22 protein-coding genes are annotated in these 24985 nt (G+C 68.9%); 14 read left to right on the top strand and 8 right to left on the bottom strand.

What is annotated here, in order from left to right:
• Positions 1–93: 93 nt before the first annotated feature.
• The 7 genes from E0H92_RS40755 (at position 94) to E0H92_RS40785 (ending at position 10669) form a co-directional block, all read left to right on the top strand.
• Positions 94–3528 carry a putative Ig domain-containing protein gene (locus tag E0H92_RS40755; RefSeq protein ID WP_131500058.1) on the top strand — a complete coding sequence of 1145 codons (3435 nt, stop codon included), beginning with the start codon at positions 94–96 and terminating at the stop codon, positions 3526–3528.
• A 76-nt stretch (positions 3529–3604) separates the two neighbouring features.
• Positions 3605–4639 (top strand): LacI family DNA-binding transcriptional regulator, encoded by a 1035-nt coding sequence (locus E0H92_RS40760; protein WP_131296835.1) that lies wholly within the window; start codon positions 3605–3607, stop codon positions 4637–4639.
• Positions 4636–5568 (top strand): 2-hydroxyacid dehydrogenase, encoded by a 933-nt coding sequence (locus E0H92_RS40765; protein WP_131500059.1) that lies wholly within the window; start codon positions 4636–4638, stop codon positions 5566–5568. The genes E0H92_RS40760 and E0H92_RS40765 overlap by 4 nt, the downstream gene beginning before the upstream one ends.
• A gap of 11 nt (positions 5569–5579) precedes the next feature.
• Positions 5580–6797 carry a D-mannonate dehydratase ManD gene (gene manD, locus E0H92_RS40770; protein WP_131463071.1) on the top strand — a complete coding sequence of 406 codons (1218 nt, stop codon included), beginning with the start codon at positions 5580–5582 and terminating at the stop codon, positions 6795–6797.
• Positions 6794–8263, top strand: a complete 1470-nt coding sequence (locus tag E0H92_RS40775) for a mannitol dehydrogenase family protein (protein WP_202874083.1) — start codon at positions 6794–6796, stop codon at positions 8261–8263. The genes manD and E0H92_RS40775 overlap by 4 nt, the downstream gene beginning before the upstream one ends.
• A gap of 18 nt (positions 8264–8281) precedes the next feature.
• A complete protein-coding gene (locus tag E0H92_RS40780) occupies positions 8282–9649 on the top strand; it encodes an MFS transporter (protein WP_131500060.1) in 1368 nt (455 codons plus the stop codon).
• A gap of 9 nt (positions 9650–9658) precedes the next feature.
• Entirely contained in the window at positions 9659–10669 is a 1011-nt protein-coding gene (locus E0H92_RS40785) for an L-idonate 5-dehydrogenase (protein ID WP_131500061.1), read from the top strand.
• Here the strand turns inward: E0H92_RS40785 and E0H92_RS40790 are convergent.
• The 5 genes from E0H92_RS40790 to E0H92_RS40810 all read right to left on the bottom strand — a co-directional run bounded on the left by E0H92_RS40790 (position 10652) and on the right by E0H92_RS40810 (position 13600).
• Positions 10652–11023 carry a hypothetical protein gene (locus E0H92_RS40790; RefSeq protein WP_131500062.1) on the bottom strand — a complete coding sequence of 124 codons (372 nt, stop codon included), beginning with the start codon at positions 11021–11023 and terminating at the stop codon, positions 10652–10654. The two genes, E0H92_RS40785 and E0H92_RS40790, sit on opposite strands and share 18 nt — an antisense overlap.
• On the bottom strand, positions 11023–12399 hold the full coding sequence (locus tag E0H92_RS40795; protein ID WP_131500063.1) for a DUF4331 domain-containing protein: 1377 nt from the start codon (positions 12397–12399) through the stop codon (positions 11023–11025). Before E0H92_RS40795 ends, E0H92_RS40790 begins: the two co-directional genes overlap by 1 nt.
• Positions 12400–12431: 32 nt before the next feature.
• Entirely contained in the window at positions 12432–12707 is a 276-nt protein-coding gene (locus tag E0H92_RS40800; protein ID WP_131500064.1) for a twin-arginine translocation signal domain-containing protein, read from the bottom strand.
• An 80-nt stretch (positions 12708–12787) separates the two neighbouring features.
• On the bottom strand, positions 12788–13117 hold the full coding sequence (locus tag E0H92_RS40805) for a hypothetical protein (protein WP_131463065.1): 330 nt from the start codon (positions 13115–13117) through the stop codon (positions 12788–12790).
• A 24-nt stretch (positions 13118–13141) separates the two neighbouring features.
• Positions 13142–13600: a winged helix-turn-helix transcriptional regulator gene (locus E0H92_RS40810; protein ID WP_131500065.1), complete on the bottom strand. Its 459-nt coding sequence runs from the start codon at positions 13598–13600 to the stop codon at positions 13142–13144.
• A gap of 102 nt (positions 13601–13702) precedes the next feature.
• Between E0H92_RS40810 and E0H92_RS40815 the strand changes: the two genes are divergently transcribed.
• Both E0H92_RS40815 and E0H92_RS40820 read left to right on the top strand, forming a co-directional pair.
• Positions 13703–14560 (top strand): alpha/beta fold hydrolase, encoded by an 858-nt coding sequence (locus E0H92_RS40815; protein ID WP_131500066.1) that lies wholly within the window; start codon positions 13703–13705, stop codon positions 14558–14560.
• 45 nt (positions 14561–14605) lie between these two features.
• Positions 14606–16066: an SDR family oxidoreductase gene (locus E0H92_RS40820; protein WP_131500067.1), complete on the top strand. Its 1461-nt coding sequence runs from the start codon at positions 14606–14608 to the stop codon at positions 16064–16066.
• On the opposite strand, the gene E0H92_RS40825 is transcribed toward E0H92_RS40820, so the two are convergent.
• Complete coding sequence (locus tag E0H92_RS40825) at positions 16051–17304, bottom strand: MFS transporter (protein ID WP_131500068.1); 1254 nt, start codon at positions 17302–17304, stop codon at positions 16051–16053. The two genes, E0H92_RS40820 and E0H92_RS40825, sit on opposite strands and share 16 nt — an antisense overlap.
• A gap of 56 nt (positions 17305–17360) precedes the next feature.
• Here E0H92_RS40825 and E0H92_RS40830 point away from each other — a divergent pair, with 56 nt between their 5' ends.
• Positions 17361–18320 carry an ArsR/SmtB family transcription factor gene (locus tag E0H92_RS40830; protein ID WP_131500069.1) on the top strand — a complete coding sequence of 320 codons (960 nt, stop codon included), beginning with the start codon at positions 17361–17363 and terminating at the stop codon, positions 18318–18320.
• Here the strand turns inward: E0H92_RS40830 and E0H92_RS40835 are convergent.
• Both E0H92_RS40835 and E0H92_RS40840 read right to left on the bottom strand, forming a co-directional pair.
• On the bottom strand, positions 18317–18730 hold the full coding sequence (locus tag E0H92_RS40835; RefSeq protein ID WP_131500070.1) for a DUF1801 domain-containing protein: 414 nt from the start codon (positions 18728–18730) through the stop codon (positions 18317–18319). The two genes, E0H92_RS40830 and E0H92_RS40835, sit on opposite strands and share 4 nt — an antisense overlap.
• Before the next feature lie 7 nt (positions 18731–18737).
• On the bottom strand, positions 18738–19754 hold the full coding sequence (locus E0H92_RS40840) for a LacI family DNA-binding transcriptional regulator (RefSeq protein WP_131500071.1): 1017 nt from the start codon (positions 19752–19754) through the stop codon (positions 18738–18740).
• 116 nt (positions 19755–19870) lie between these two features.
• On the opposite strand from E0H92_RS40840, the gene E0H92_RS40845 reads away from it, so the two are divergent.
• Genes E0H92_RS40845 through E0H92_RS40860 form a run of 4 tightly spaced genes read left to right on the top strand, consistent with a single transcriptional unit; the run spans position 19871 to position 24905 of the window.
• Positions 19871–21229, top strand: a complete 1359-nt coding sequence (locus tag E0H92_RS40845; RefSeq protein ID WP_165550256.1) for an ABC transporter substrate-binding protein — start codon at positions 19871–19873, stop codon at positions 21227–21229.
• The gene (locus tag E0H92_RS40850; protein ID WP_131500072.1) at positions 21230–22150 is read left to right on the top strand and encodes a carbohydrate ABC transporter permease; all 921 of its coding nucleotides are present in this window, start codon (positions 21230–21232) and stop codon (positions 22148–22150) included.
• On the top strand, positions 22147–22983 hold the full coding sequence (locus E0H92_RS40855) for a carbohydrate ABC transporter permease (protein ID WP_131463056.1): 837 nt from the start codon (positions 22147–22149) through the stop codon (positions 22981–22983). The genes E0H92_RS40850 and E0H92_RS40855 overlap by 4 nt, the downstream gene beginning before the upstream one ends.
• An 11-nt stretch (positions 22984–22994) precedes the next feature.
• A complete protein-coding gene (locus E0H92_RS40860) occupies positions 22995–24905 on the top strand; it encodes a glycoside hydrolase family 2 protein (protein WP_131500073.1) in 1911 nt (636 codons plus the stop codon).
• The last annotated feature ends 80 nt before the right edge of the window (positions 24906–24985 follow it).

Consider the following 24985-nt stretch of genomic DNA (forward strand, 5'->3'; position numbering starts at 1 on the left):
ATCAAAATTTTCGGAGGCCGCCGCGAACTGGCGGCCGCCGGGGCGCGGTGCGAGGCTCCGACCGCTCCCCCCTTCCACGCTGGAGAGTGACCGATGCCTGTTCTGAAACTGTCCGCCCTGGCCACCGCTCTGGCTGCGCTCCTCGCAATCGTCGGAGTTGCCCCAGCGGACGCCACGCCCACCGCCGACCCGTTGCCAGAGCTGACCCGGGTCACCTCGAGCGCCGGTTTCGTCCATCCAGGACTCGCCGTGAGCGCATCGTCCCTGGAGCTCGCGCGCAAGCAGACCCGCGCCGGAGTCGAGCCGTGGGCCTCGTACTACGCCGCGATGATCGCAACGCCGTACGCCTCCCGGACCTTCAGCTCCAAGAACCAGGGCACGGTCCTCGACCAACCGGCGAGCAGCGCCTTCAACTCCCAGGGCATCCAGTCGAGGTTCATCGACGACGCGTTCCGGGCGTACACCCAGTCGATCCTCTACTTCTTCACCGGCGACCCGGTCTACCGCGAGAACAGTCTCAAGCTGATCCGGATCTGGGCCCATATGGATCCCGCCGGCTACGTGTACTACCCCGACGCGCACATCCACAGCGGCGCGCCGCTGATGCGGATGCTCGCGGCCGCCGAGATCGTGCGCTACTCGACCGTCACGGCGCCGGCCGACGACGGCTACGACCTCGGCTGGAACGACACCGACACCGCGGACCTCACCGGCAACCTGGTCGTGCCGCTCACGCAGACCTTCCTGTACCGCAATCGCAACTTCATGAATCAGCACAGCTACTCGCTGATCGGTGCGATCGCGGGCTACGTCTTCACCGACAACCTCCCGCGCTACCGCGAGGCGGTCGAATGGTTCTCGGTGAACTCCACCAACCCCGACGACGACACCAACGGTGCGCTCAGCAAGGTCATGCCGGTGATCGCGAAGAACGATCCGCGCAACCCGTACGGCAAGACGTTCGTGCAGTTGCAGGAGATGGGACGGGACCAGGCCCATGCCTGGGACGACGTCACGATGCTCACCCAGCTCGCCCGTGTCATCGACATCCAGGGCACCCGGCTGGACCCGGTCCGCGGCACCGTGTCGACGCGGCGGGACGCGGTCTCGGTGTACGCGTTCGGCGGTGACCGGTTGCTGCGCGGCTCCGAGCAGTTCTTCGCGTTCATGATGGGCAAGACGATCCCGTGGATCGACACCACCCAGCGCGGCGGTGTGCTGTCCCAGGCGTACCGCGGCCGGATCTTCGACCCGACCAACGAGCTCTACACGATCTACAAGAAGCGGCTGGGCTCGGCCATCGCCAAGATCGCACCGAGCATCACCACGGTTGCCACGACCCAGGACGCAGGCGCACAGTTCTATTGGGGTACGGCGCCGTACAACTTCTGGAACAGCAACCCGGACTTCAACCCGGATTCCTGGCTGTCCTTTCCGGCCTCGGTCGCCGGACCGGCGCCGCCGGTCCAACGTAACGCGCTGGTGCAGGCGGAGACGAGAACCACTCCCGTCACGCCGGGTACGTCGGTGGGCGACGGGTTCGTCCGGATGTGGGCCCGGTCCACCGGTACGACGATCGCCGTACGGACGTTGCTGTACGACAACCGCAACGGTTACAGCCCGGTCGGCGTACTGATCCGCACGAACGGCACGGCAACCTTGCACATCAGGAAGGGGCAAGGGCTCGCGCCGTACCACACGCTGACGCTGCCGAACACGCACGGCGCCTGGCGGTACGTCACCTACGACATGGACACGAGCAAACTCCGCGGCAGCGCCGGCGGGGAGTCGCTCGCCTACTACACGGTCGTCGGCTCGCCCGGGGTCAGCGTCGACATCGACGCGATCAACCTCCAGGCGAAGACCCAGCTCACACCTCCGCAGTTCACGCAAGGGTCCGACGTACGACTGCTCGCGATCGCCGGCGAGCCCTTGTCCGCAACGCTTTCGGCGGCCGACTCCGATCAGCTGTCCTATACCTCCGGAACCAATTTCCCCGCCGGCGCATCGCTCGACCAGGCAACAGGCGCGCTGACCTGGACGCCGACCGCGAACCAGGTCGGTGACCACAACACGTTCGTCGTCGCCTCCGACGCGGCCACCGACGCTGTACTGCGGGTGCGGCTGACCGTCAGCGCGACCCGTCAGGACGCCGTGACCGCGGCGCTCGCGGGCTACGAGGCGGGTACGACGTACGTCCGGGCCTCCCGCTCCGCCGTCGACGCGGCGAAAGCGGCGGCCGAGGCGGACATCGCGACCGCCGACCCGGCGACGTTCGCCGCTGATCTCGTCGCGTTGCAGGCCGCGGTCGGCCGGCTCGAGAAGCTGACGCCGACGATGCCGGACGACGGCTCGTTCGACTACTGGGGCCGCGCGACCTCGGCCTCGCTGTCTCAAGTTGCCCTGGGCAACATGCTCGACGGGGACTTCACCACCTTCTCCGGCGACCTGACCGCTCCGGCCGTCATCGACCTCGGCGCCGGTTTCCGGGTCACGGCCGACGCGTTCGGGTTGCAGGCGCGGTACAACTTCGGCAACCGCACCCAGGGCGCGAACGTGTACGGGTCGAACGACGGCCGCACGTGGACCCTGCTCACGTCGCGTGAGACCACGGACACCTCCGACGAAGGCTTCGCGCTCGAGCGGATCCCGGTCCGCGACGAGGTTCGCGGCCAGAGCTTCCGGTTCCTCAAGCTGCAGGTCGACCATCCCGGCATCCCGACGGATCCGGCGTACCCGGGGCTGTCGAGCTTCAGCGAGTTCCGCGTCTACGGACAGCGGCAGGAGATGAGTACGGCGATCAACTCGGTGTCGATCGCCTCCGACGGCACCGATCCGAAGCGCGCGCAGAACGGCGACACCGTCACGCTGACGATGACGGCGACCGAACCACTGGGCCAGGTCGATGCCTCGATCGAAGGACTCGATGCGCAGGCCACGAGCCAGGACGGCGAGCACTGGACCGCCAAGGTCACGTTGCCCGACGACGTCGGCTACGGTCGCCCGCTGACCTTCACCGTCGACTACACGACCGCGAGCGGCCAGGCCGGGGCGACGATCATCGGCACCACCGACGGCACAGCGCTCGAACTCTGGAACACCCGCGTCCGAACGGTGGAGGTCCAGCAGGGCTGGGTAGTCGCGTCCAGTCCCGCCTTCCCCGGTGTCGGCACCCCCGAGGCCAACGGCTGGCGGATGTTCGACGGTGACCTGAACACCTTCACCGACACCACGTCCGGCAACGGCTGGGTCTCCGTCACTCCCCCAGCCGGCACGAGCCTGACCTTCGACGCCGTCCGGGTCCGCCCGCGCAGCAACTTCCCGGCGCGGGCCAACGGCGACCTCGTCCAGGGCTCGACCGACGGTGGCGCCACCTGGACCACGCTGACCACGATCAACGGGATCACCGACGGCAACCAGTGGTACGCGTTCCCGCTGGCCACGCAGGCGACGTACCCGATGATCCGGATCGCCGACACGCACGGCGGCTTCACCAACCTCGCGGAGGTGCAGCTTCTGGACGGCTGACCGACCGAGCTCTTGACAGAGTTGCGCAACTTGCCGCAATCTTGGCGAAACCTTGCCGCAACCTCGGGAGCTCGCCGTGAATCCCACTCTGACCGACGTCGCACAGCGCGCTGGTGTGTCGTTGTCGACCGCGTCCCGGGCCTTCAGCGACCCGGACCGGATCGGCCGCGACACCCTGCGCCGGATCATCGGCGCCGCGGAGGAGATCGGGTACGTCGCCTCGGCCGGCCGCCGGTCCCGGTCGGGGCTGCCGACCCGCTCGGCGACGGTCGCGATGATCGTCCCGGACATCGGCAACCCGGTCTGGGCGAGCTTCGTGAAGGCCGCCCAGGCGCACGGCTGGAACCGCCGCCAGACGGTCGTCCTGACCGACACCGACGGCAGCCCGGACCGCGAGCGGGAGATCATCGGCGAACTGCACGAGCGGGTCGACGGGTTCGTCGTCTGCTCGCCGCGGCTGCCCGCCCACGACATCGTCGAGCTGTGCGGCGACACCCCGCTCGTCCTGGTGAACCGGACGAGTGACGAGACGAGCAGCGTCGTACCGGATGCCGCCGACGGGCTCAGGCAGGCGCTGGAGTACCTGCGCGTTCTCGGTCACGAGCATGTCGCCTACGCCCAGGGCTCGCCGCTGTCCTGGTCCAACCAGACCCGGGTGGAAGCGATCCGGCAGCTGGCCGACCAGGCCGACATCGAGCTGGAAGTGCTCGGCTGGCAGGCGGAGACGGTGGCCGGCGGGCAGGCCGCGGCGGCCAGCGTCGTCGCCTCGGGCGCCACCGCAGTGATCGCCCACAACGACCTGATGGCCCTGGGCATCATCGCCGGGGCGGCCGCGCTCGGTGTCGAGGTGCCCGGCGAGCTGAGCGTCATCGGCATCGACGACACCCCGCTCGCGGAGGTCGGCCGGCCGACGCTGACCAGCATCCAGGTCCCAATGTCGCGGGCCGGAGTCATGAGCATCGACATGCTCCACCAGCAGCTGACCGCCGAGCCCGGGCAGACCCCGGCCGAGCCGCGCGCCGTCACCCTGCCGACTCAGTTGGTCGTCCGCCAGAGCACCGGCCCGGTGGCCGGCTGGACTCCCGCGCGCCGCGAACGGGGCGACGCATGAGAGTCGTCGTCACCGACCCGAACCTGCTGCCTCTGCGCGCGGAACTCGAGGCGCTGGCGCCTCAAGCTGAGCTGGTCTGGCTTCCCGACGACCTCCTCGGCGCGTTGAAGACCGCTGACGTCCTGGTGGGTCCGGCGTTCACCCAGGAGATGGCGGACGCCGCGCCGAACCTCCGGCTCGTGCAGGTGGCCGGAGCCGGTACCGACCGCGTCGAGGCCACCGGCGTACCAGTCGCGAACACCTATCACCACGAGGACTCGATCGCCGAGTACATCGTCTGGGCCCTGATCGCGCTGCGTCGCGAGCTTCCCCAAGCCGACGCCGCGCTCCGCCGGAACCGCTGGCGCTCACCCGTGTACGACGCCGCACTCCCCCAGCCCGAGACGCTGGCGAGCGCGCGGGTCGGCTTCCTCGGCTTCGGTCACATCGGCCGAGCCACCTGGCGAGTGCTGCAAGCCTTCGGCGCCCAAGCCCAAGCCGTGACCGCCAGCGGAAGGGCCGACGGCCTGAGCTGGGCCGGTGACACGTCCCAACTCCCCCGCCTGCTCGAAGAGTCGAACGTCCTCGTCGTCTCCGCGCCGCTGACCGAGACCACCCGCGGCATCATCGGCGCCGCGGAGCTGAGCACACTCGGCGCAGACGGCGTACTCGTGAACGTCGCCCGCGGCCCGCTCGTCCAGGAGCAGGCGCTGTACGACGCCCTGCGCGACCGCACGATCCGCGGCGCCGCCCTCGACGTCTGGTACTCGTACCCGACCGGCGGCGACCACGCGCAACCGTCCAAGGCGCCGTTCGGGGACCTGGACAACGTCCTGCTCACACCGCACCTGTCCGGAATCACCCGCCAGACGTTCCGCGGCCGCATCCACGACATCGCCGCCAACCTCACGGCCCTTGCCGAGGGCAACGAACTGCGCAACCTCACCTGAAGGTCACTGATATGAGCGATCGCATCATCGCCGCCGAGGTCATCGTCACCAGCCCCGGCCGCAACTACGTCACCCTCAAACTGCAGACCGCCGACGGCCTCGTCGGGTACGGCGACGCGACCGTCAACGGCCGTGAACTCGCCGTCGCGAGCTACCTGCGCGACCACGTCGTACCGTTGCTCACCGGACTCGACCCGGCACGGATCGAGGACACCTGGCAGTACCTCTATCGCGGGGCGTACTGGCGCCGCGGGCCGATCACCATGGCCGCGATCAGCGCCGTCGACCTCGCACTGTGGGACATCAAGGGCAAGGCCGCCGGTATGCCGGTGTACCAGCTGCTCGGCGGCGCGGTCCGCGACAAGGTCCTCGCCTACACGCACGCCTCCGCGTGGGAGCTCCCGGCGCTGCTCGACGAGGTCGACGCGCGGCGGCAGGACGGATTCCGGGCGGTCCGCGCGCAGTCCGGCGTACCCGGGCTGGAGACCGTGTACGGCGTTCATCGCGAAGCCTCCGGCTATGAGCCGGCGAAGCGGGGTGCTGCGCCGGTGGTCGAGGCGTGGGACACCGACGCCTATTTACGCCATGTGCCCGGCGTGCTGGCCAAGGTGCGGGAGCACGTCGGTCCGGAGTTGGCCTTGCTGCACGACGCACATCACCGCCTCACACCGCAGCAGGCCGCGCGACTCGGCAAGGCGCTCGAACCCGCGGACCTGTTCTGGCTCGAGGACGTCACTCCCGCGGAGAACCAGGAGGCGCTGCGCCTGGTCCGGCAGCACACCACCACTCCGCTCGCGATCGGCGAGGTCTTCAACTCGATCTACGACTGCAAGGACTTGATCACCGGGCAGCTGATCGACTACATCCGGGTCGCGGTCGCGCACGCCGGCGGGATCAGCCACCTGCGCTCGATCTTCGCTCTCGCGGCCGTGTACCAGGTGAGGGCGGCGCCGCACGGGCCGTCCGACGTCTCGCCGGTCTCGTTCGGCGCGAGCGTCCACCTCGGACTGTCGACGCACAACTTCGGCATCCAGGAGTACATGGGGTACGACGCCTTGGCGCACGAGGTGTTCCCGCACGCGTGGTCGTTCCGCGACGGCTACCTGCATCCGGGCGAAGCACCCGGCCTCGGCGTCGAGGTCGACGAGACATTGGCTGCGAAGTTCCCGTACGAACCCGCGTACCTGCCCGTGGCGCGCCGCCTCGACGGCTCTGTGACCGACTGGTGAGCGCCTTGAACCGCGCCTCGGTCCGCAAGCATCTGTTGACCGACCGGCCTGTGAGCACGGGCATCGTGCATCTGGGCCTCGGCAACTTCCATCGGGCCCATCAGGCCGTCTACACCGCACAGGCCCGCGACAGCTGGGGCATCCTCGGTGTCGCCAGCCGCTCGGCGGCGGTCGCGGACGCGATGAACCGCCAGGACGGTCTCTACTCGGTGCTCGAACGGTCACCCGAAGGTTCGTCGATCAGCGTCCCGGGTGTCCACACCGGTGCGATCGTGGCCGCTGGCAACCCCGTCGCGGTGGTCGACGCCATCGCCGCCGAGGACACCCGGATCGTCTCGACGACGGTGACCGAGCACGGCTACTGCATGGACCCGAGCACGCACCGGCTCGCCCTGGATCATCCCGGCATCGTGGCGGACCTCTCCGGCGTGGCGCCGCGCACTGTCATCGGGCAGATCGCGCGCGCCCTGGAACGCCGGGCCGCGACGCACGGCGCCCCGATCACCGTCCTGAACTGCGACAACATGCAGTCGAACGGGACACAGACCCGTCGTCTGGTGCTCGAGTTCCTGCAGGGGAGCAAGGCGGAGACCTGGGTCGCCGAGAACGTCGCCTTCCCGAACTCGATGGTCGACCGGATCGTCCCGGCGACGACGGACGCCGACCGCGCGGCGGCGTACGAACTGCTGGGCGTGCACGACCTCAGCCCGGTGCCGGCCGAACCGTTCACGATGTGGGTGATGGAGGACCGGTTCGCTGCCGGGCGACCGGCCTGGGAACGCGGCGGCGCGGTGTTCTCCGACGAGGTCGAGGCCTACGAGCTGCTGAAACTCCGGCTGCTGAACGGCACCCACTCGCTGATCGCGTACCTCGGTGCGCTCGACGGTCGCGCAACGATTCCCGAAGCGCGTGCGGTCGACTTCATCGAGTCCGCGGCCCGCTCGGTGCTCGAGGACGAGTACCTGCCGACCGTCACCCTGCCCCGGGACTTCGACGTCAAGGCGTACGTCGCCTCGCTCTTCGACCGCTGGTCCAACGACGCGCTCGGCCACCGCACCCAGCAGGTCGGGACGGACGGATCGGTCAAACTCCCCCAGCGGGTCCCCGCACCGGCCCTCCAGTTGCTGGGACAAGGCATGATGCCCGAGCATCTCGCGCTGACCTGCGCGGCCTGGCTGTGCTGCGTCGTACCCCTGCCCGGCTTCGACCCCGGTCGTCACGCGCGAGCCATGGTCGACCCGGCCCGCGAGCGGCTCGGGACGCTCGCGGCGCACTCCCGCAGTACCGAGGACCTGGTCCGGTCGGCGATCGGCCAGGTGTTCGCCACCGAACTTGCCGAGAGCAATGACTTTGCCCGGCGCGTCAGCGACTACGTCGCCGTCATCACCCGTGACGGCGTCCGCGCCGCGGCCCGTGAGGCCGCGCGCTCCCGCACGTCCCGGCCGCACGCCTCGCCCGCGGCCTGAGACCCGAAGGAATCCGCCATGGAACCGAACCCCTCGTCTCCCGAACCGTCCCGGCAGGAGGTCCGCCGGGCCGCGCTCGCGGGTCTGATCGGCACCGCTCTGGAGCAGTACGACTTCGTCATCTACGGGACCGCGTCGGCGCTGGTCTTCAGCCATCTGTTCTTCCCGAACATCTCGCCTACCGCGGGACTGCTGGCCAGTTTCAGCGCCTACGCGGTCGGCTTCTGCGCCCGTCCGCTCGGCGGGTTCTTCTTCTCGCGGTACGGCGATCGCCTCGGGCGCAAGTGGATCCTGGTGGCCACGTTGACCCTGATGGGCGTCGCGACGATGGCGATCGGCGTGCTGCCGACGTACGAGTCCGTGGGCGTCTGGGCGCCGATCCTGCTCGTGCTGAGCCGGTTCCTGCAGGGCTTCGGCGCCGGCGCCGAGCAGTCCGGCGGCGCGACCTTGCTGACCGAGACGGCGGTCCGCGGGAAGCGCGGACGACTGGCCGCGTTGATCATGACCGGTGCGGCCGCGGGTACGGCGCTCGGCGCTGGGGCGTGGGCGCTGGTGCAGCTGCTCCCGGACGACCAGTTGATGTCGTGGGGTTGGCGACTCGTGTTCCTGAGCAGTGCGTTCGTCACGGTCGCGGCGTACATCCTGCGGCGCAAGCTCAAGGAGACGCCGGTGTTCGCGGAGATCAAGGCTGAGCGCACTGCGGCTGCGGCGCCGGTCCGCGAGGTGTTCCGGAACGGCAAGAAGGCCGTCGCCCTGGTCACCTTGATGACCGTCGGGCTGAGCGTGCAGTCGTACACGTACCAGGTGTTCATGGCCTCCTATCTCAAGGGAACCGTGAAGATCGACGCGCAGACCGTGCCGGAGATCCTGCTGGTGGGAGCGATCTTCGGCGGACTCGGCGCGGTCGTGCTCGGGTACCTGTCCGACCTGTTCGGGCGGCGCTCGGTGTTCCTCGGTATCGCCGGACTGCTGCTGCTCCTGCCGTTCCCGACATTCGTTGCCCTGAGCACCGGAAATCTCACGGTCATCTACCTGGCCATGATCGTCGGTTTCGTGTTCGCCTGCCAGGGCGGCGTGGCGGTGACGATGAGCTACTTCCCGGAGCTCTTCGGCAGCCGCTACCGGTACGCCGGCGTCACCCTCGGCCGCGAGTTCGCCGCCGTCCTCGGTGGCGGCTTCGCGCCGCTGATCGCGGTCGCGCTGATGGAGGCCTTCGGCTCCTGGGTGCCGGTCGCGATCTACATGACCGTCGCGATGGCGATCACCTTCGGCGCCGCACTCTTCGCGCCCGAGACCCGGGACCGCGACCTGCTCGCCCCGGAGAACGCCACCGACCGCACACCGGTGCTGCAGGACGCACCCTCGCCCGCCACCGCCACGGCCTGAAGGAGAACCATGAAGGCGATCGTCATCCGGAGCAAGCTCGACCTCGTCGAGACCGAGCTGCCGACCCCGGAGCCACAGGCCGGCCAGGTCCGCCTCCGGATGGCGTACGGCGGGATCTGCGGATCCGACCTGCACTATTACCACGAGGGCGCGAACGGCGCGTACGTCGTCCGCGAACCGCTGGTGCCCGGTCACGAACTGTCGGGCACCGTCGACCTCGATCCGTCCGGCGAACTCGCACCCGGAACGCCGGTCACGATCCACCCGGCCACCTTCGGGACGCCGGAGCCGGGGATCGAGGACCGCCCGCACCTGTGGCCGAACGGCGCCTATTTCGGAAGCGCCTCGACCTGGCCGCACACCCAGGGCGGCCTGAGCGAATTCGTTGTCGTCAGCAATCACATGGTGCGGCCGCTGCCCGCGTCGCTGCCGCTTCGCCGGGCCGCCCTGGCCGAACCGCTCGCGGTCGCTCTGCATGCCATCGCGATTGCCGACGGGGTGAAGGACAAGCGGGTGCTCGTCTCGGGCTCGGGCGCGATCGGGCTGCTCACGGCGTCGGCGGCCCTGTCCGCGGGTGCGGTCGAGGTGGTGACGACGGACGTGCTCCCGGGCCCGCTGCAGCGGGCCCGGGACCTGGGAGTGCACGGTACGGTCCAGGTCGGCGTGGACGAGATCCCGGCGGGGTACTTCGACGTTGTCCTCGAGTGCACCGCCGTACCGGCCGCGATCAGCGCCGCGCTCACCGCGACCCGTCGGGCGGGCACCGTCGTACTCGTCGGCATCCCCGCCGACGAGCCGCGCGGCGTGAACCTCGCTCCCCTGGTCTCCCGCGAGCTTCAACTCCGTGGGACGTTGCGCTTCAACAACGAGATCGACCAGGCCATTCAACTCCTCGTCACGAACCCCGCCCTCGAGCAAGTCGTCACCCACGAGTACCCGGCGGACCAAGCCGTCGAAGCCTTCAGCACAGCCGCCGACTCCAACCTCTCGGGCAAGGTCCTCCTAGCTCTCTGGACCTGACCAGTTGGCGTAGGTGACCGCCCCACCCGTGACGTCGACAGTCAACTGCACCGGCCCCGACGGCCGGACGTACAACTCGTAGCTGCCCTCCGGCAGTTCGAAGAACACGGCCGAAGGAATGACCCGACCATCCGGCGCCGCCCGCGGAACCACGGCCACATGCAGCAACCCGTCATGACCGTGCCCATGCCCGTGACCGTGCCCATGCCCGACATGGTGGTGCAGTCCGCGGAGCTCGATCTCCTCGCCTTCGAGGGCGGCGGGCATCTCGACGACGAGCGCCCCGACGTCCCCGCCGATGTCCAGCAGGACCGACGACCCCTTGCCCGCATGCGGGTTCTCCACGCCGGACATCACGCGGCCGGCCTTCCCGGCTTGGACTGGTACCCGCCGGCCGGATTACCCAGGTACGGAAACCAGCTCAGGTAGTCGGCGTTCGTGTTCGACGTACCGTCCTTGATCGCCCCCGCCGCATCATCGGGCGTGAACGACGGATCCACCAGCGGAATCGTCAACCCCGCGACGGCCCGCAACTCGACCGTCACCACATCGTCGAACACCCGGCGACCGTTCGGGAACCCAGCCGCATCGCCGGCCACCAGCCCCAGCGGGCTGGGCGAATCCGACGGCGGTACGGCGACGTTGAGCCGCAACAGATCCGCCTGCACCGGCCCGGTGTAGTTCTGGAACCCGGGAACCACGCCCTTCGGAATCCCGGTCAGCAGGATCGCCGCCAGATCGGCCCGCGGTTTCTTGTACGCCGCGAGTTTGGGAAACACGCCCGGGTACAGCACGGGCAGCAACCCGCCCAGCTCGGGCTTCGTGACGTACTGGGCGAACTGCTTGTCCAGGTGCGGAGGCAGCACGTTCCAGCGGTCCTTATCGGCCATCGGCACGATGACCTCGTTGAACAAGGGGTTGCCGAGCCGCGACACCTGCTTGTGCGGGCCGTGCCAGACCGGGATCCCGAGCTGGTCGTCGAGGATCTTGGACGACTGGCGGCTCGCCGAAGCGTAGACACCGATCACCGACTTCGGGTCCAGCACGTCGGTCGGCCGCGTGCCGTCGCGCGTGAGATCCCGGATCGGGACCTGCAGCGCGATCGTGTGCACGTTGGAGCCCTGCAACCCGTTGACGCCCATCGCCGCGGCGGACGGGATCAGGTGCGCCATCTGGAACGGGCGCAGCGTCCCGAGGTCGAAGATGCTGCCGAGATCGGCGAAGAACCCGTCCGCGCGCTGGCCGGCGAACACCTTGCGGTTCGTGCCGATGGTGTGAATCCCCTGACGGGCGAGTTTCGCGTAGTCCGGCGTACTGCGGACTCCGACATTGACCGGCGGTGCGGCCAGATTGCGCGCCAGCACGCGCGACCGGCCGCGCTCGACCCGGGTAACCGAGTAGTACTGCGGCCGGTTCCACGCCGGGTCCTTGATCGACGTGATCGGACCGGTGTTGTACAGGAAGGTCTTCTTGTTGCGGATCTCGGCACGGAACCGGAACTGGTACGAGATGTCGGCCTTACCCGTCCCGCTGTTGGAGATGTGGATCTGGTAGAGCACGTCGTCACCGAACTCGTAGAAGTTCGGGCCGCCGAACGGGTTCTGGAACGGGATGAAGTTGGCGATCAGGGTGACGGTGTCCGGCTTGTCAGGACTGACGAAAGCGTAGACATCGGTGTTGTCGGCGACCGGGTCCTTCGAGATCTCGGGCGCCTCACGGTGCGAAGACATGACAGGTTTCCTTCACTGAGAGTGGGCGGTGATCAGGGGGTGGTCGCGCCGGCGATCCGCGCGGCGAGCTCGCGGTCCGTCACCAGCACCTCGCGATTGCCGACCAGGATCGCCATCCGGCCCTTGCGGACGTCCTTCACGTGGACGACGTACGACTCCGCGTTCCCCAGGTCCGCCGCCGTCAGCGGCTGGCTCGAGGCCTCCGTCGACCGGTCCCCGAACACCTTCGGCACCGCGACCGCCCCGACCGCGGCCGCCGTACCCGCCCCCGCCACCACCAGGAAGCCCCGGCGTGTTGCGTCACTCATGACTGTTCCTCCCTCTGCTGTCAGGCACATCAAGCGCCCGTGGGCATTCGGAGCACCCGCACCAGCAGATGGGTCCGGCATCAGGACCGGATGCCGCGCCTCGCCAGCCAGGAATCGGTCAGGATCTCCGTCAGTTCGTCCTCGTCCAGACGGTCGAGCCAGGCCCAGATCGAGACCTTGACCTTGAACGTGTACACCGCGAAGAACACGTCGCGTCGGTCGGCGAGTGCGTCTGCGGAAGCGAGATCGAGACTCCAGTACTGCAAGATCTCCCGGCCCTCGTCGTCCCAGCGCAACCGCGCGAACGGATGCCGCCCGACGTCAACCGTCGGCGACCCTTCATGCGCACGCCCGGCGCGCGCCCCGGAGAGCCCGCCGGCGATCCGCTCGACATCCCGCCACGCCGCCACCCACCGAGTCTCCCACGCGCAGTGTCAGGCGCGGGCGGGCTCGGCGTGGACGGTGTCGTGGGTGACCGGCTGGCCGCAGTGGTGGCAGAGATGGTCGACCTGGACCGGTTCGCCGCAGGAGTGCCGACGGGTCAGGAACGGCGTGTCCACTGCCCACTTGTCGCCCCACTGGGACAGGGCGAGCATGGCCGGGAACAGCTCCCGGCCGGCCTCGGTGAAGTGGTACTCGTACCGCGGCGGATGCTCGCAGTACTGGCGGCGTTCGATGATCCCGGCGGCCTCGAGCTTGCGCAGCCGGTCCGCGAGGATGTCGCGGGACGCGCCGGTGTACCCGGCGATCCGGGCAAACCGGTGCACGCCGTACCCGATCTCGCGCAGCGCCAGCAGCGACCATCGCTCACCGAGCACGTCCAACGCCGCCGCCAACGAGCAGGGCCGAACCCCCAGCGGCGCATCCGCCAGTCTGACGCCGGAATCTGTCATGCCCTCACCCTACGACGAGTGAGTTGTGCTTTCCAACTCACTGATCTATCGTCGGGACCAGTCGGTAGGAATTCACAACACACACGATGGCCGGAGCCCAGGATGCCGCTCGACGAGATGACGACCCCCGGAACGAGTAGCCGTTTCCTCGACCCGGGCGGCCAGCGGGAAGGCCGGCTGCGGTACCTCACCGGCGGCGACGGCGCACCGCTGGTCCTGCTGCACACCGTGCGCACTCAGGCCGAGCACTTCCGCCACCTGATCCCGCTGGTCCAGCAGCGCTACACCGTGTACGCGCTCGACCTGCCCGGCATGGGCTATTCGCAGATCGTGCCCGGCGCGTCGTACGACGAACCCGCGATGCGCGCCGCCGTCAAACGATTGCTCACCCAGCTCGACCTGCACGACGCGACACTGCTCGGTGAGTCGATGGGCGCCACGCTCGCCCTCACCGCCGCCGCCGACCTCCCGGACCGGGTACGGCGCGTCGTGGCCGTCAACGCCTACGACTATCCCGGCGGCATCGCCAGGTCCAGCCTGCTGGCACGACTGATCGTCACCGGCGTCATCGCACCCGGGGTAGGTCCGCTGCTCGCCGGGCTGGAACCCAAGCCGGTCATGCGCGCCATCCTGACCGGAGGCCTCGGCGACCCGACCGCACTCCGCGACGACTACCTGGACGAACTCCTCAGCATCGGCCGCCATCCCGGCTACCCGATCGTTGCCCGCGGCGTCTATCGCAATCTGTCCAGCCTCATCGCGGCGCGCACCCGGTACGCCGAGGTCAGCGCACCGGTCCATCTCATCTACGGCGACAAGGACTGGTCCCGGCCGTCAGACCGCGAAGCCAACCGCCAGTTGCTGCCCAAGGCCGAGTTCACCCAGGTCCCGAACGCCGGCCACTTCATCGCCCTCGAACGTCCCGACGTACCAGCCGACTTGCTGAACTCAGTGGCATAAGTGGCGCCTCCAACGGGTACTGCGAGGTCTCGAGCTGGAGGTGTCATGGAGCAGCGTCTTGCGCTGGTCACCGGTGTCAGCGGATACATCGGCGGCCGGTTGGTGCCGGAGTTGCTCGCGGCCGGTTTTCGTGTGCGTGCGATGGCCCGGAACCCGCGGCGGCTACGGGACCGGCCCTGGTACGGCGACGTCGAGATCGCCGAGGCGGACGCGGGTGACGCCGACCAACTGCGGACGGCGATGGACGGCGTCGACGTCGCGTACTACTTGATTCACTCACTCGGCACCGGGCACCGTTTCGAGTCCCGCGACCGGCACAACGCACTGACCTTCGGCACCGCGGCCCGCGAGGCCGGCGTACGGCGCATCGTCTATCTCGGCGGCCTGTACCCCGTCGGCGAGGAACTGTCGCCGCACCTGGACTCCCGCCGCGAGGTGGGCGAGATCCTGCTCGCGTCCGGCGTACCCGTCGCCGTGCTGCGGGCGGCCGTGATCCTCGGATCGGGCTCGGCGTCGTTCGAGATGCTGCGCCACCTCACCGATCGGCTCCCGGTGATGGTCACCCCGCGCTGGCTGGGTACGCGGATCCAGCCGATCGCTGTCCGCGACGTGCTGCACTACCTGGTCGGGAGCGCCGACCTGCCGGCCGAGGTCAGCCGCGGCTTCGACATCGGCGGACCCGACATCCTGACGTACCGCGGCATGATGCAGCGCTACGCGAAGGTCGCCCGGCTCAACCGGCGCCGGATCGTCACGCTGCCGCTGCTCACGCCGTCGTTGTCGAGTCACTGGGTCGGCCTGGTCACCCCGGTACCGAGCAGCATCGCCAGACCGCTGGTGGACAGCCTGGTCCACGAAGTGATCTGCAAGGAGCACGACATCGCGAAGTACGTGCCCGATCCCGAGCCCGGCCTGATCGGCTTCGACCGGGCTGTCGAACTCGCACTGAAACGGGTGCGCGAGTTCGACGTCACGACCAGCTGGGCCTCCGCTTCGACCCCCGGCGCACCCAGCGATCCGCTACCGAGCGACCCCGACTGGTCCGGCGGCTCCTTGTACGTCGACGAACGCGAGAGCGTCGTACGCGCGACTCCCGAGCAGCTGTGGAAAGTGATCGAGGGCATCGGCGGTGGGAACGGCTGGTACTCCTGGCGACTCGGGTGGTGGGCCCGCGGCCTGCTGGACCGGCTGTTCGGCGGGCCGGGTCTACGCCGTGGCAGGCGGAATCCGCGCGACCTGTCCGTCGGCGATCCGCTCGACTGGTGGCGAGTCGAGGAGATCGAGGACCTCAAGCTGCTGCGGTTGCAGGCCGAGATGCGGCTGCCGGGCCTCGCCTGGCTCGAGCTGATCGTCGATCAGGACGCGGCCGGCAACACGGTGTTCCGGCAACGTGCCCTCTTCCACCCGCACGGTCTGCCCGGCCAGCTGTACTGGTGGGCGATCAAACCGTTCCACGGCATCGTCTTCGGCGGGATGCAGCGCAACATCGCCTACGCCGCCTCCTGAGGGACGACGACTTCGACGGTCTCGTTTCTGCTTGCTGCAGCGCGGTACGCGACGATCGCGGTTGCTGTGCCAGTGATTGCGAAGAGGGCTCCGAGTGCGATCCAGCCCAGCGTGCCGAGGTTGATGGCGGTTGTCGTGACGACTGCGGGACCGAGCATCAGCGCAAGTGCGAGCCCGGTCTGGCTGAGGCCTTGGTAGGCCCCGGCGCGTGCGGGATCGGCGAGCTCGAACGCCATACCCCAGCTGCCCGCTTCGCCGCGCGTCTCACCTGCCGAAGAGGCGAGCGCGCCGAGCAGCAGGACGGCGGTCGCCGCGGCAGCACCGAGATGACCGGCGAGGGCGAAGAGCAAACAAGCCACGAGCAGCAGCAGGCCCGCACGGCGTACCGATCGCCCGGCAGTGCGCAGGTCCTGGGTACCGCGGGACGCGCGGACCTGGAAGAGCGCGACGTACGCCGTGTTGACCACGAGGAGCGCCGAGACGACGACGGTCGGCGCCTCGGTGTGATCCGCCACCCACAGCGGGATGCCGACCGACGTCAGCGCGAAGTGGATCGCCAGCAGGGCGTTCAGAACCGTGGACGCGACGTACGTGCGGTCCTTCAGCGGCGAAGGTCCCCGTGGCGCCTCGATGCTCGCCGAGGCATCCATCCGCTCCGCCAGACCGGCAACTCTGCGGCGCAGACCGACCAGCGGGATCGTGCCGAGGATTGTGATGACGCCGACGAGCACGACGGTCAGGCGGTACGCCGTCGCCGTGTCCACCACCAGCGCCAAGCCCGCGAGCAGCGTGCCGATGCCGATCCCGACGTTCATCACCACGCGCAAGCGGGCGCGGACAGCAACTCGTTCCGGCCCGACGAACCATCGGGCGAGCAGCGTCATCTGGGCAGTGCTCTGCAGACCGCGGGAGGCCGAGACGCAGGCCGCGACCACGACGAAGGAGACCACGTCACGAGCCAGGGCATATCCCAGCAGTGCAAGGCCGTTCGCCGCGAGGGCCCACTGTTGAAGACGGTCGGCGCCAACCCGGTCACTCAGCCGACCACCGGCGTACGACGCCAGGACGCCGACTGCACCGGCGATGGTGAGGCCGATTCCGACCGCAGCTGGGGACAGTCCCACGCCGCGGGTGAAGTAGAGGGCGCTGACCGCGAAGAACATGCCACGGGACAGGGACAGCGCAGAAACGGCGGAGGCGAGCGCACGGACGACGGGATCGCGGAGGAGTTCGGGCACGCGACAGTTGTCGCATCCGCGCCTGCGACGCCACCATCGATGTAGCGTATTGCTTCATGATCGAGTACGAGCTGGTCGGCAACGATCTCGGCGAGGTGCGCTTCGCGATCTCGCCGCTGAACGAGCTCGTCCTGTCGCTGCGGACCCTGCGCGATCCAGGCCGGTTCCCGCTGCAGCTGCCCTGGCTGCGCGCTACCGAGGCGGCCCGCGCCGGGCTGCCGTTGGACCTGCTCCGCGCGTTGACGAACGAAGCGCTGTGGACGCCGGACTTCCTCACCCCGCGGCCGTACACCCCGCTCGGCCGGATCGACGACGAACTCGCGGCGTTGACCGGCACACCGAACAGTGTCGTCCGCGCGGACTTCGCCGAGATCCACCCCGGCACACTGCCCGCGGTCCTCCGGGGCCGTCCGGACAGGGTGCTCACCCGTGTCCTGACCGGGCTGCGAGAGTACTGGGAGGCGTGTTTCGAGCCGTACTGGCAACGCATGCGGACCGTACTCGAAGCCGACGTCGTCCACCGCGGCCGGGTCACGGCTCGCTCCGGCCTCGCGGTGATGTTCGCCGACCTCGACCAGCACGTCCGCCTCGAAGACAACATCGTGTACGTACGCCTGCGCGCAGACCTCTCGTACCGCACCTCGACCGCCGGGCGCGGGTTGACGCTCGCCCCCTCGCTCTTCAGCCGCAGGGCGACGGCCCCGATCTCCCCCGACGAACCGCCGCACATCATGTACCCGGCGCGCGGCCTCGGAACGCTCTGGGAGACCGAAACCAGCACGCCGGCCATCGCCCTCGTGGGCCTCATCGGCCGCGTCCGCGCCCGGCTGATGGGCCTCCTCGAAACCCCGACTTCGTCGACCGAACTCGCCGTACGCCTGGACGTCACCCCGACCGCCGTCAACCAGCACCTGCGCGCACTACGGGCCGCCGGTCTCCTCATCTCCGCACGCCACGGCCGCTCCGTCCTCTACCGCCGCTCAGACCTCGGCGACCGGCTGGTGCGCGGCAACTAGCTCTCGCGGGCGCGGTTCGTGTAGATGCCGGCGGTTAGCGTCTGGTACGAGCGCCGTACGACGGTTTCAAGCACGGCGAGGTCGATGTCGTCGAGCTTCTTGATGTACACGCAACCGACGCCGGTCGTGTGCGGACCCAGCTTCTCGAGCAGGTCGGCGTGCGCCCCGACACCGTCGTTGAGATAGACCGTGGTCGCCGCTGCCCGAGGCGCGAAACCGGCCGCTGGAGCGTCGCCTTCGCGCCCGCTCGCGTACTTGTAGTGGTACTCACCGAAGCCCACGACCGTGGCCCACATCCGCGGCTCCTCGCCGGTGACGCGGCGCATCAACTCGATCATGGTTTCGGCGTCGCGGCGACGGATCGCCGAACGCACCTTCGCGAGGTGCGCCTCGACCTGCGAGCTCGTCATACGAGCATCATCGCACTGACCCCGTGGTGCTCTCGCGGATCTCGAGGGTGTAATCGGCGGGCAGTTCGGCGGGCGCGGAGCGGTCGCCGTCCAGACGGTTCAGCAGGAGCCGTACGGCGTTCTTGGCGATCTGGGTCTTGTCGGGGCTGATCGTGGTGAGGCTCGGGGTGCTGTAGCGGCCGTCCTCGATGTCGTCGAAGCCGACCAGGGCAATGTCCTCTGGGACGCGGAGGCCACGGCTGAGGATGGTGCGCAGTGCACCGAGGGCCAGCAGGTCGTTGTAGCAGAACACCGCGTCGGGCGGCTCCGGCAGCGCGAGCAGGTCGGCCATCGCGGCGGCGCCGTCGGCCCGATGGAAGTACTCCGTTGGCCGGACCAACTCAGGGATCACCTCGCGGCCGGCCGCGCGGAGGGCGGCCCGGTAGCCCTGCGTCCGGAGCTGACCGGTCTGGCGGGTCTCGTCGAACTGGTCGCCGATCGCGGCGATCCGTTCGCGGCCGAGCTCGACGAGATGCCGCGTCGCGAGCTCGGCGGCGGCGACGTTGTCGATCATGATGTGGTCGAGCCCGCCCTGGACGACGCGCTCACCGAGCAGCACCACCGGCGTCGACGACGCCCGGTTGCGCAGGTCGGCGCCGCCGAGCGCCAGCGGGTTGAAGATCAGCCCGTCGAACATCGCGGCCCTGTTGCCGCGCATGACCAGCTCGCGCTCGCGGACCGGGTCACCGTCGGTCTGGTCGACCACGACCGTGTAGCCGGCCACCGCCGCCTGCTCGATCACGGCCCGGGTCAGCTCGGCGAAGTACGGTACGTCGAGCTCGGGCAGGACCAGCGCGATCAGTCCGGAGCGGCCGTTGCGCAGTGTCCGGGCGACCGCGTTCGGCTGGTACCCGAGCTCGTCGAGCGCCCGTTGCACGCGGGCGCGGGTCTCCGCGGCGACCTGCGGGAAGTCGTTGACGACGTTCGAGACCGTGCGGACCGAGACACCGGCCCGCTCGGCGACTTCGCGCAGTGTGGCGGCCACTGGGCACCTCGTTTCGTGAGCGGCTGAAGTCTTGACACTTGCAACGTTGCAACCTTAGCGTCTCCAGCACCACTTGCAACGTTGCAAGCTCAGCAAGAGTCATGAAGGACCGTGCCATGACCACTCCCCTGGCAAGCCCACTCTCACGCCGTACGTTGTTTCGCGGGGCCGGCGCCGCGCTGGTGGCCGGCGGCCTCGGCGCCTGCGCACCCGGCAGCACCACCGGCAGCAGTCCGCTGCCGTCGGCGAACGTCACCACGCCGCCGTCCGGTGAGATCACCATCTGGGACCGCACCGGCGACCTGTACAAGGTGTTCGACAAGGCGATCGCGTCGTTCACCGCGAAGTACCCGCAGGTGAAGGTCAACCATGTGGCCGTCGACATCAACGCCAAGCTGCCGGCCACGCTGATCAGCGGCGCGGGCGTCCCCGACGGTGCGTTCTACGACGACGCGCTGCTCACCGGTGTCGCGCCGCATCTGCACGACCTCAGCCGGCTGATCGAGCAGTACAAGCCGGACATCGCGCCGTACAAGCTCGGCGTGGTGACCGTCGACGGCAAGGTCGTCGCGGTGCCCTGGGACCTCGACCCGGGACTGCTGTTCTACCGCGAGGACATCGTCACGAAGGCGGGCGTCGACCCCGCGAGCCTCACGACGTACGACGCGCTGCTCGACGCCGCGCGGACGGTCCGGGAGAAGTCTCCGGCCGCCAAGCCGATCCATCTCGAGAACGACCAGTTCCTCGCCCAGCTGTGGATCGACATGTTCGCCAACCAGCAGGGCGGCGGGATGGTCGGCGCCGACGGGAAGCTCACGATCGACTCCGATCCGTACCGCAACGTGCTGACCTGGCTGGACAAGGTCCGGTCCGAAGGGCTCGGGACGCTGGCGAAGTACACCCAGCCGACCGATCTGCAGACGCAGGACAACGGCACCCAGGTGTTCGTGCCCTGGGCGCAGTGGTTCGTGTTCGCGCCGCAGCAGTTGCTGAAGGCAAGTAAGGGTAAGTGGCGGGCGACCGCGCTGCCCGCTTGGCAGGCCGGTGGCGCGCGATCGGGCGTGATGGGCGGTTCGTCGTTCGTCATCCCGGCCAAGGCGAAGAACCCCGAGCTGGCGTGGCGGCTGTACGAGCACCTCGTGTTCAGCAAGGAGGGTTACACCACGGTCTACGGACCGAACGAGGTGTACCCGGGCGGGCTCAACACGTCGATCCCGTCGTACCTCCCGGCACTCGACCCGAACACCCCGCTGTTCAAGCCGATCGAGGCACTCGGCGGCCAGGACCTGTGGAAGGTCGCGGTCGAGGCCGGCAAGCAGGTACCGAGCGGCTACACGATTCCTACCTGGTGGGGGAAGGCCGTCGACTACTTCGGGGTCAACGTGCAGAAGCTGCTCGCCGGGCAGATGACACCCGACCAGGTCCTCGCGACGTCCGCGACGCAGATCCAGAAGAACCTGATGGGGCCCAGCTGAATGGCGACCCTCACCGAGGCGACGACGACCCGGCGTCCGCTTGACCCGTCGCACCGAGCACCGCGGCGCCGGGTCAAGGCCGCGCCGTACCTGTTCGTCGCGCCGTTCCTCCTGGTCTTCGCCGCGTTCAGCGCGTACCCGATCTTCTTCGCACTGCAGCTGAGCTTCACCGACTGGCACGGCGCCGGTGCGCTGAAAGTGACCGGGCTCGCGAATTACCGGTACCTGCTGACCAGCCCGGACTTCTGGCAGTCGATGGCGACGTCGGGCGTGCTCTGGCTGCTCGTCGTCCCTGCGCAGGTGCTGCTGGCGCTGACGATCGCGGTCGCGTTGCGCAAGGCCCGGCTTCGCGGACTGTTCAGTGCCGCGCTGATCGCGCCGTTCGTGACGCCGCTGGTGGCGATGGCGCAGGTGTGGATCATTCTCTTCGACCACGACTTCGGCGCCGTCAACCAAGGCCTGTCGTCGATCGGATTGCCGACAATTGGCTGGTTGACAACCTCCGCGGGAGCGCAGGTGACGGTCGCGCTCCTGGTCCTGTGGCGCACGACCGGGTACGCCGTCATCCTGTTGATGGCCGGATTGTCGACAATCCCATCGGACGTCTACGAGGCGGCCCGGATCGACGGGGCCGGCGCCTGGCAGCAGTTCTGGTCGATCACGGTCCCCCTGGTGACCCGAACACTCAGCTTCGTCGTCGTGATCGGCACCCTCACCGTCTTCCAGTTGTTCGCCGAGCCGTACGTCGTGACCGGCGGCGGACCGTTCAACGCGACCAGAACCGCCGGGCTCTACCTCTACAAGCACATCACCAACTCCGACCTCGGCCTCGGGGCGGCGAACTCGATGCTGCTCGTCGTGATGGTGCTGGCGTTGTCGCTGGCGTCGATCCGGCTGCTGCGGTCCAGGGAGGATTCATGAAGTCCGTCGGACGCTACGGCCTGCTGGCGGTCGCCGGTGTCATCAGTCTCGCGCCACTGCTGTGGATGATGGCCTCGTCGCTGAAGGCCGGCGGCGACATCATCGCCCGGCCGTTCAGCTTCGACCCCGGCCGACTGACGCTGACCAACTTCCGGTCGATGCTGGACACGATCCCGATCGGCACCGGATTCCGGAACACGGCGATCGTCGTCGTGGTCAAGGGCGCGCTGACGATGATCTTCTGCCCGATGGCCGGGTTCGCGTTCGCGAAATACGCGTTCCCGGGCAAGCGGCTGCTGTTCGCGACCGTCCTGACCACCTTGATGCTGCCGACGCTGGTCCTGCTGATCCCGTTGCTGCTGGAGATGAGCCAGCTCGGCTGGGTGAGCACGTTCCAGGCGCTGATCCTGCCTGGCGCGATCGACGCGTTCGGCGTGTTCTGGATGCGGCAGGTGATCATGGCGATCCCCGACGAGCTGCTCGACGCGGCCCGGGTCGACGGCGCGGGCGAGCTGCGGATCTTCGCGAGCATCGTGGTCCCGGTGATCCGGCCGGGGCTGGCGGCACTCGGCGTACTGACCTTCATCAACATCTACAACGACTTCGTCTGGCCGGTGGTCGCGGTGAACGACGAGCAGCACCAGACCCTCCAGGTGATGCTCTCGGCACTCGCGCAGAACATCCGCTCGGGCCAGCTCGGCGCGGACTGGACCAGTGTCTGGGGTCAGTTGCTCGCGGCAAGCACCGTGGCCGCGATCCCCGTCCTGATCGTCTTCGTCTTCCTGCAACGTCACCTGATCAAAGGCGTCATGGCCGGCAGCCTCAAGGGCTGAGGAGAATACTTGTGAACACACCACGTCCTGACTACCCGCGACCGCAGTTCGACCGGTCGGCCCGTTGGCTCAATCTCAACGGTGAATGGGACTTCGCCCGGAGCCCCGGCGAGTTCGCGGAAACCGTTGTCGTCCCGTTTCCGTGGGAGCATCCCGACTCCGGTATCGGCGCCCACTGGCTGCCGACGGCCTGGTACCGGCGACGGATCGAGCGCCCGGCGGACTGGGCCGCGGAGCGGACCATCCTGCACTTCGGCGCCGTCCACCACCGCGCGACCGTCTGGGTGAACGGCCGGCTCGCCGTCGAGCACGAAGGCGGCTACCTGCCGTTCGAGGCCGACATCACCGAACTCCTCGACAACGGCGCCGGCGAACTCGTCGTCCAGGTCGACGCGCCGACCGACAAGCGGTTCATCCCGCACGGAAAACAGCGCAGTATGCCCGCCGACGACTACGACGGCTGCGCGTTCACACCGTCCAGCGGGATCTGGCAGACCGTGTGGCTCGAGCCGCGACCCACGGCGTACATCTCCCGGCTCGATCTCCGCCCGACCGACGCACTCGACGGCATCGAGGTCACGCTCGCCGGTCCGTCACCGGTCCGTCTCGAGATCCCCGGCGTCGTGGTCCGCGAGTTCTCCCAGTGGCCCGGGAAGGTGACGCTGCCGATCCCCCAGCCGCGTTTGTGGAGTCCTGACGATCCGCATCTGTACGACGTGATTGCGACCGCCGGCGCGGACACGGTGCGTGGATACACCGGGTTGCGGAAGGTGGAGTGGCAGGGCGGTGTGCTCGCGGTGAACGGCGTACCGACGTACGTGCGAGGTGTACTCGACCAGGGATTCTGGCCGACGGGTGGGCATACCGCGCCGAGTGACGAGGCCCTCCGGCAGGACCTCGAGTTGGCGCGGGCGGCCGGGTTCAACCTGGTGCGCAAGCACATCAAGCTGGAGGATCCGCGGTGGCTGTACTGGGCCGACCGGCTCGGGATGCTCGTGTGGGCCGAGCCGCCGTCGACCGGGCGCTTCACCCCCGAGGCGGTCGCGGCGTTCGAGGACGTGACGGCCGGGATGGTCGCGCGCGACGGCAACCATCCGAGCATCGTGATCTGGGGCGGGTACAACGAAGAGTGGGGTCTCGACTGGGACGTGCCCGGTGACCCGGCGAAGCAGGACGCCGTACGTCGTGCGTACCGGATCATCCGGGATGCGGATCCGACTCGTCCGATTGTCGACAACTCGGGCTGGGCGCATGTCGAGACCGATCTGGTCGACTGGCACTACTACGACGAGGACGTCGCGTCGTGGGCGGCGACCGTCGACCGGCTGGTCAACACCGCCGACGGATCCTTCCCGGTCAAACTCGGGCCAGATCTCCTGGTCCACAAGGCGATCGCGGCCCCCGGCTTCGACGGATCCGACAAGATCCAGCTCAACGGCGAGTACGGCGGCGGCTCGACCAGCGTGGAACGTGGCTGGCACCTGCGCTGGCAGACCCAGGAACTCCGCCGCCACCCACGCAACGCGGGCTACATCTACACCGAGCTGTACGACATCGAACACGAAACGGTCGGCATCTACACCTACGACCGCCACCCCAAGGACCTCGGCGGCACCGTCCCATCCGACGTCCACGCCGAAACCGTACTAATCGTCGATCTGACCCCCGAGTCCCCAGGCCGCGACCTCGTACTCTCCGGCGACACCGCAACGATCCCCATCCGCATCTCCCACCACGGCCCCGATCCACTGCCAGGCACGCTGCACTGGTCAACTGGCACAGCCCCGGTCGACGCCAAGCCCTTCACCGTCACTGACCCGATCGACATCCCGGTCTCCGAGCCCGGCCGCCTGCACCTCTGGCTCACCGACGCCGCCGGCACCGTCGTGGCACGCACCTTCATCGACGTCACCACCGCCTGACACCTCCGCCCTCACCACGCACCGCCACTCCCCGACCCAGCGCCCCTCCTCCACCCACCGCAGCTTCCTCGACTCACCGC

Origin of the sequence: Kribbella speibonae (assembly GCF_004331375.1) — a bacterium.
GTDB lineage: Bacteria > Actinomycetota > Actinomycetes > Propionibacteriales > Kribbellaceae > Kribbella > Kribbella sindirgiensis.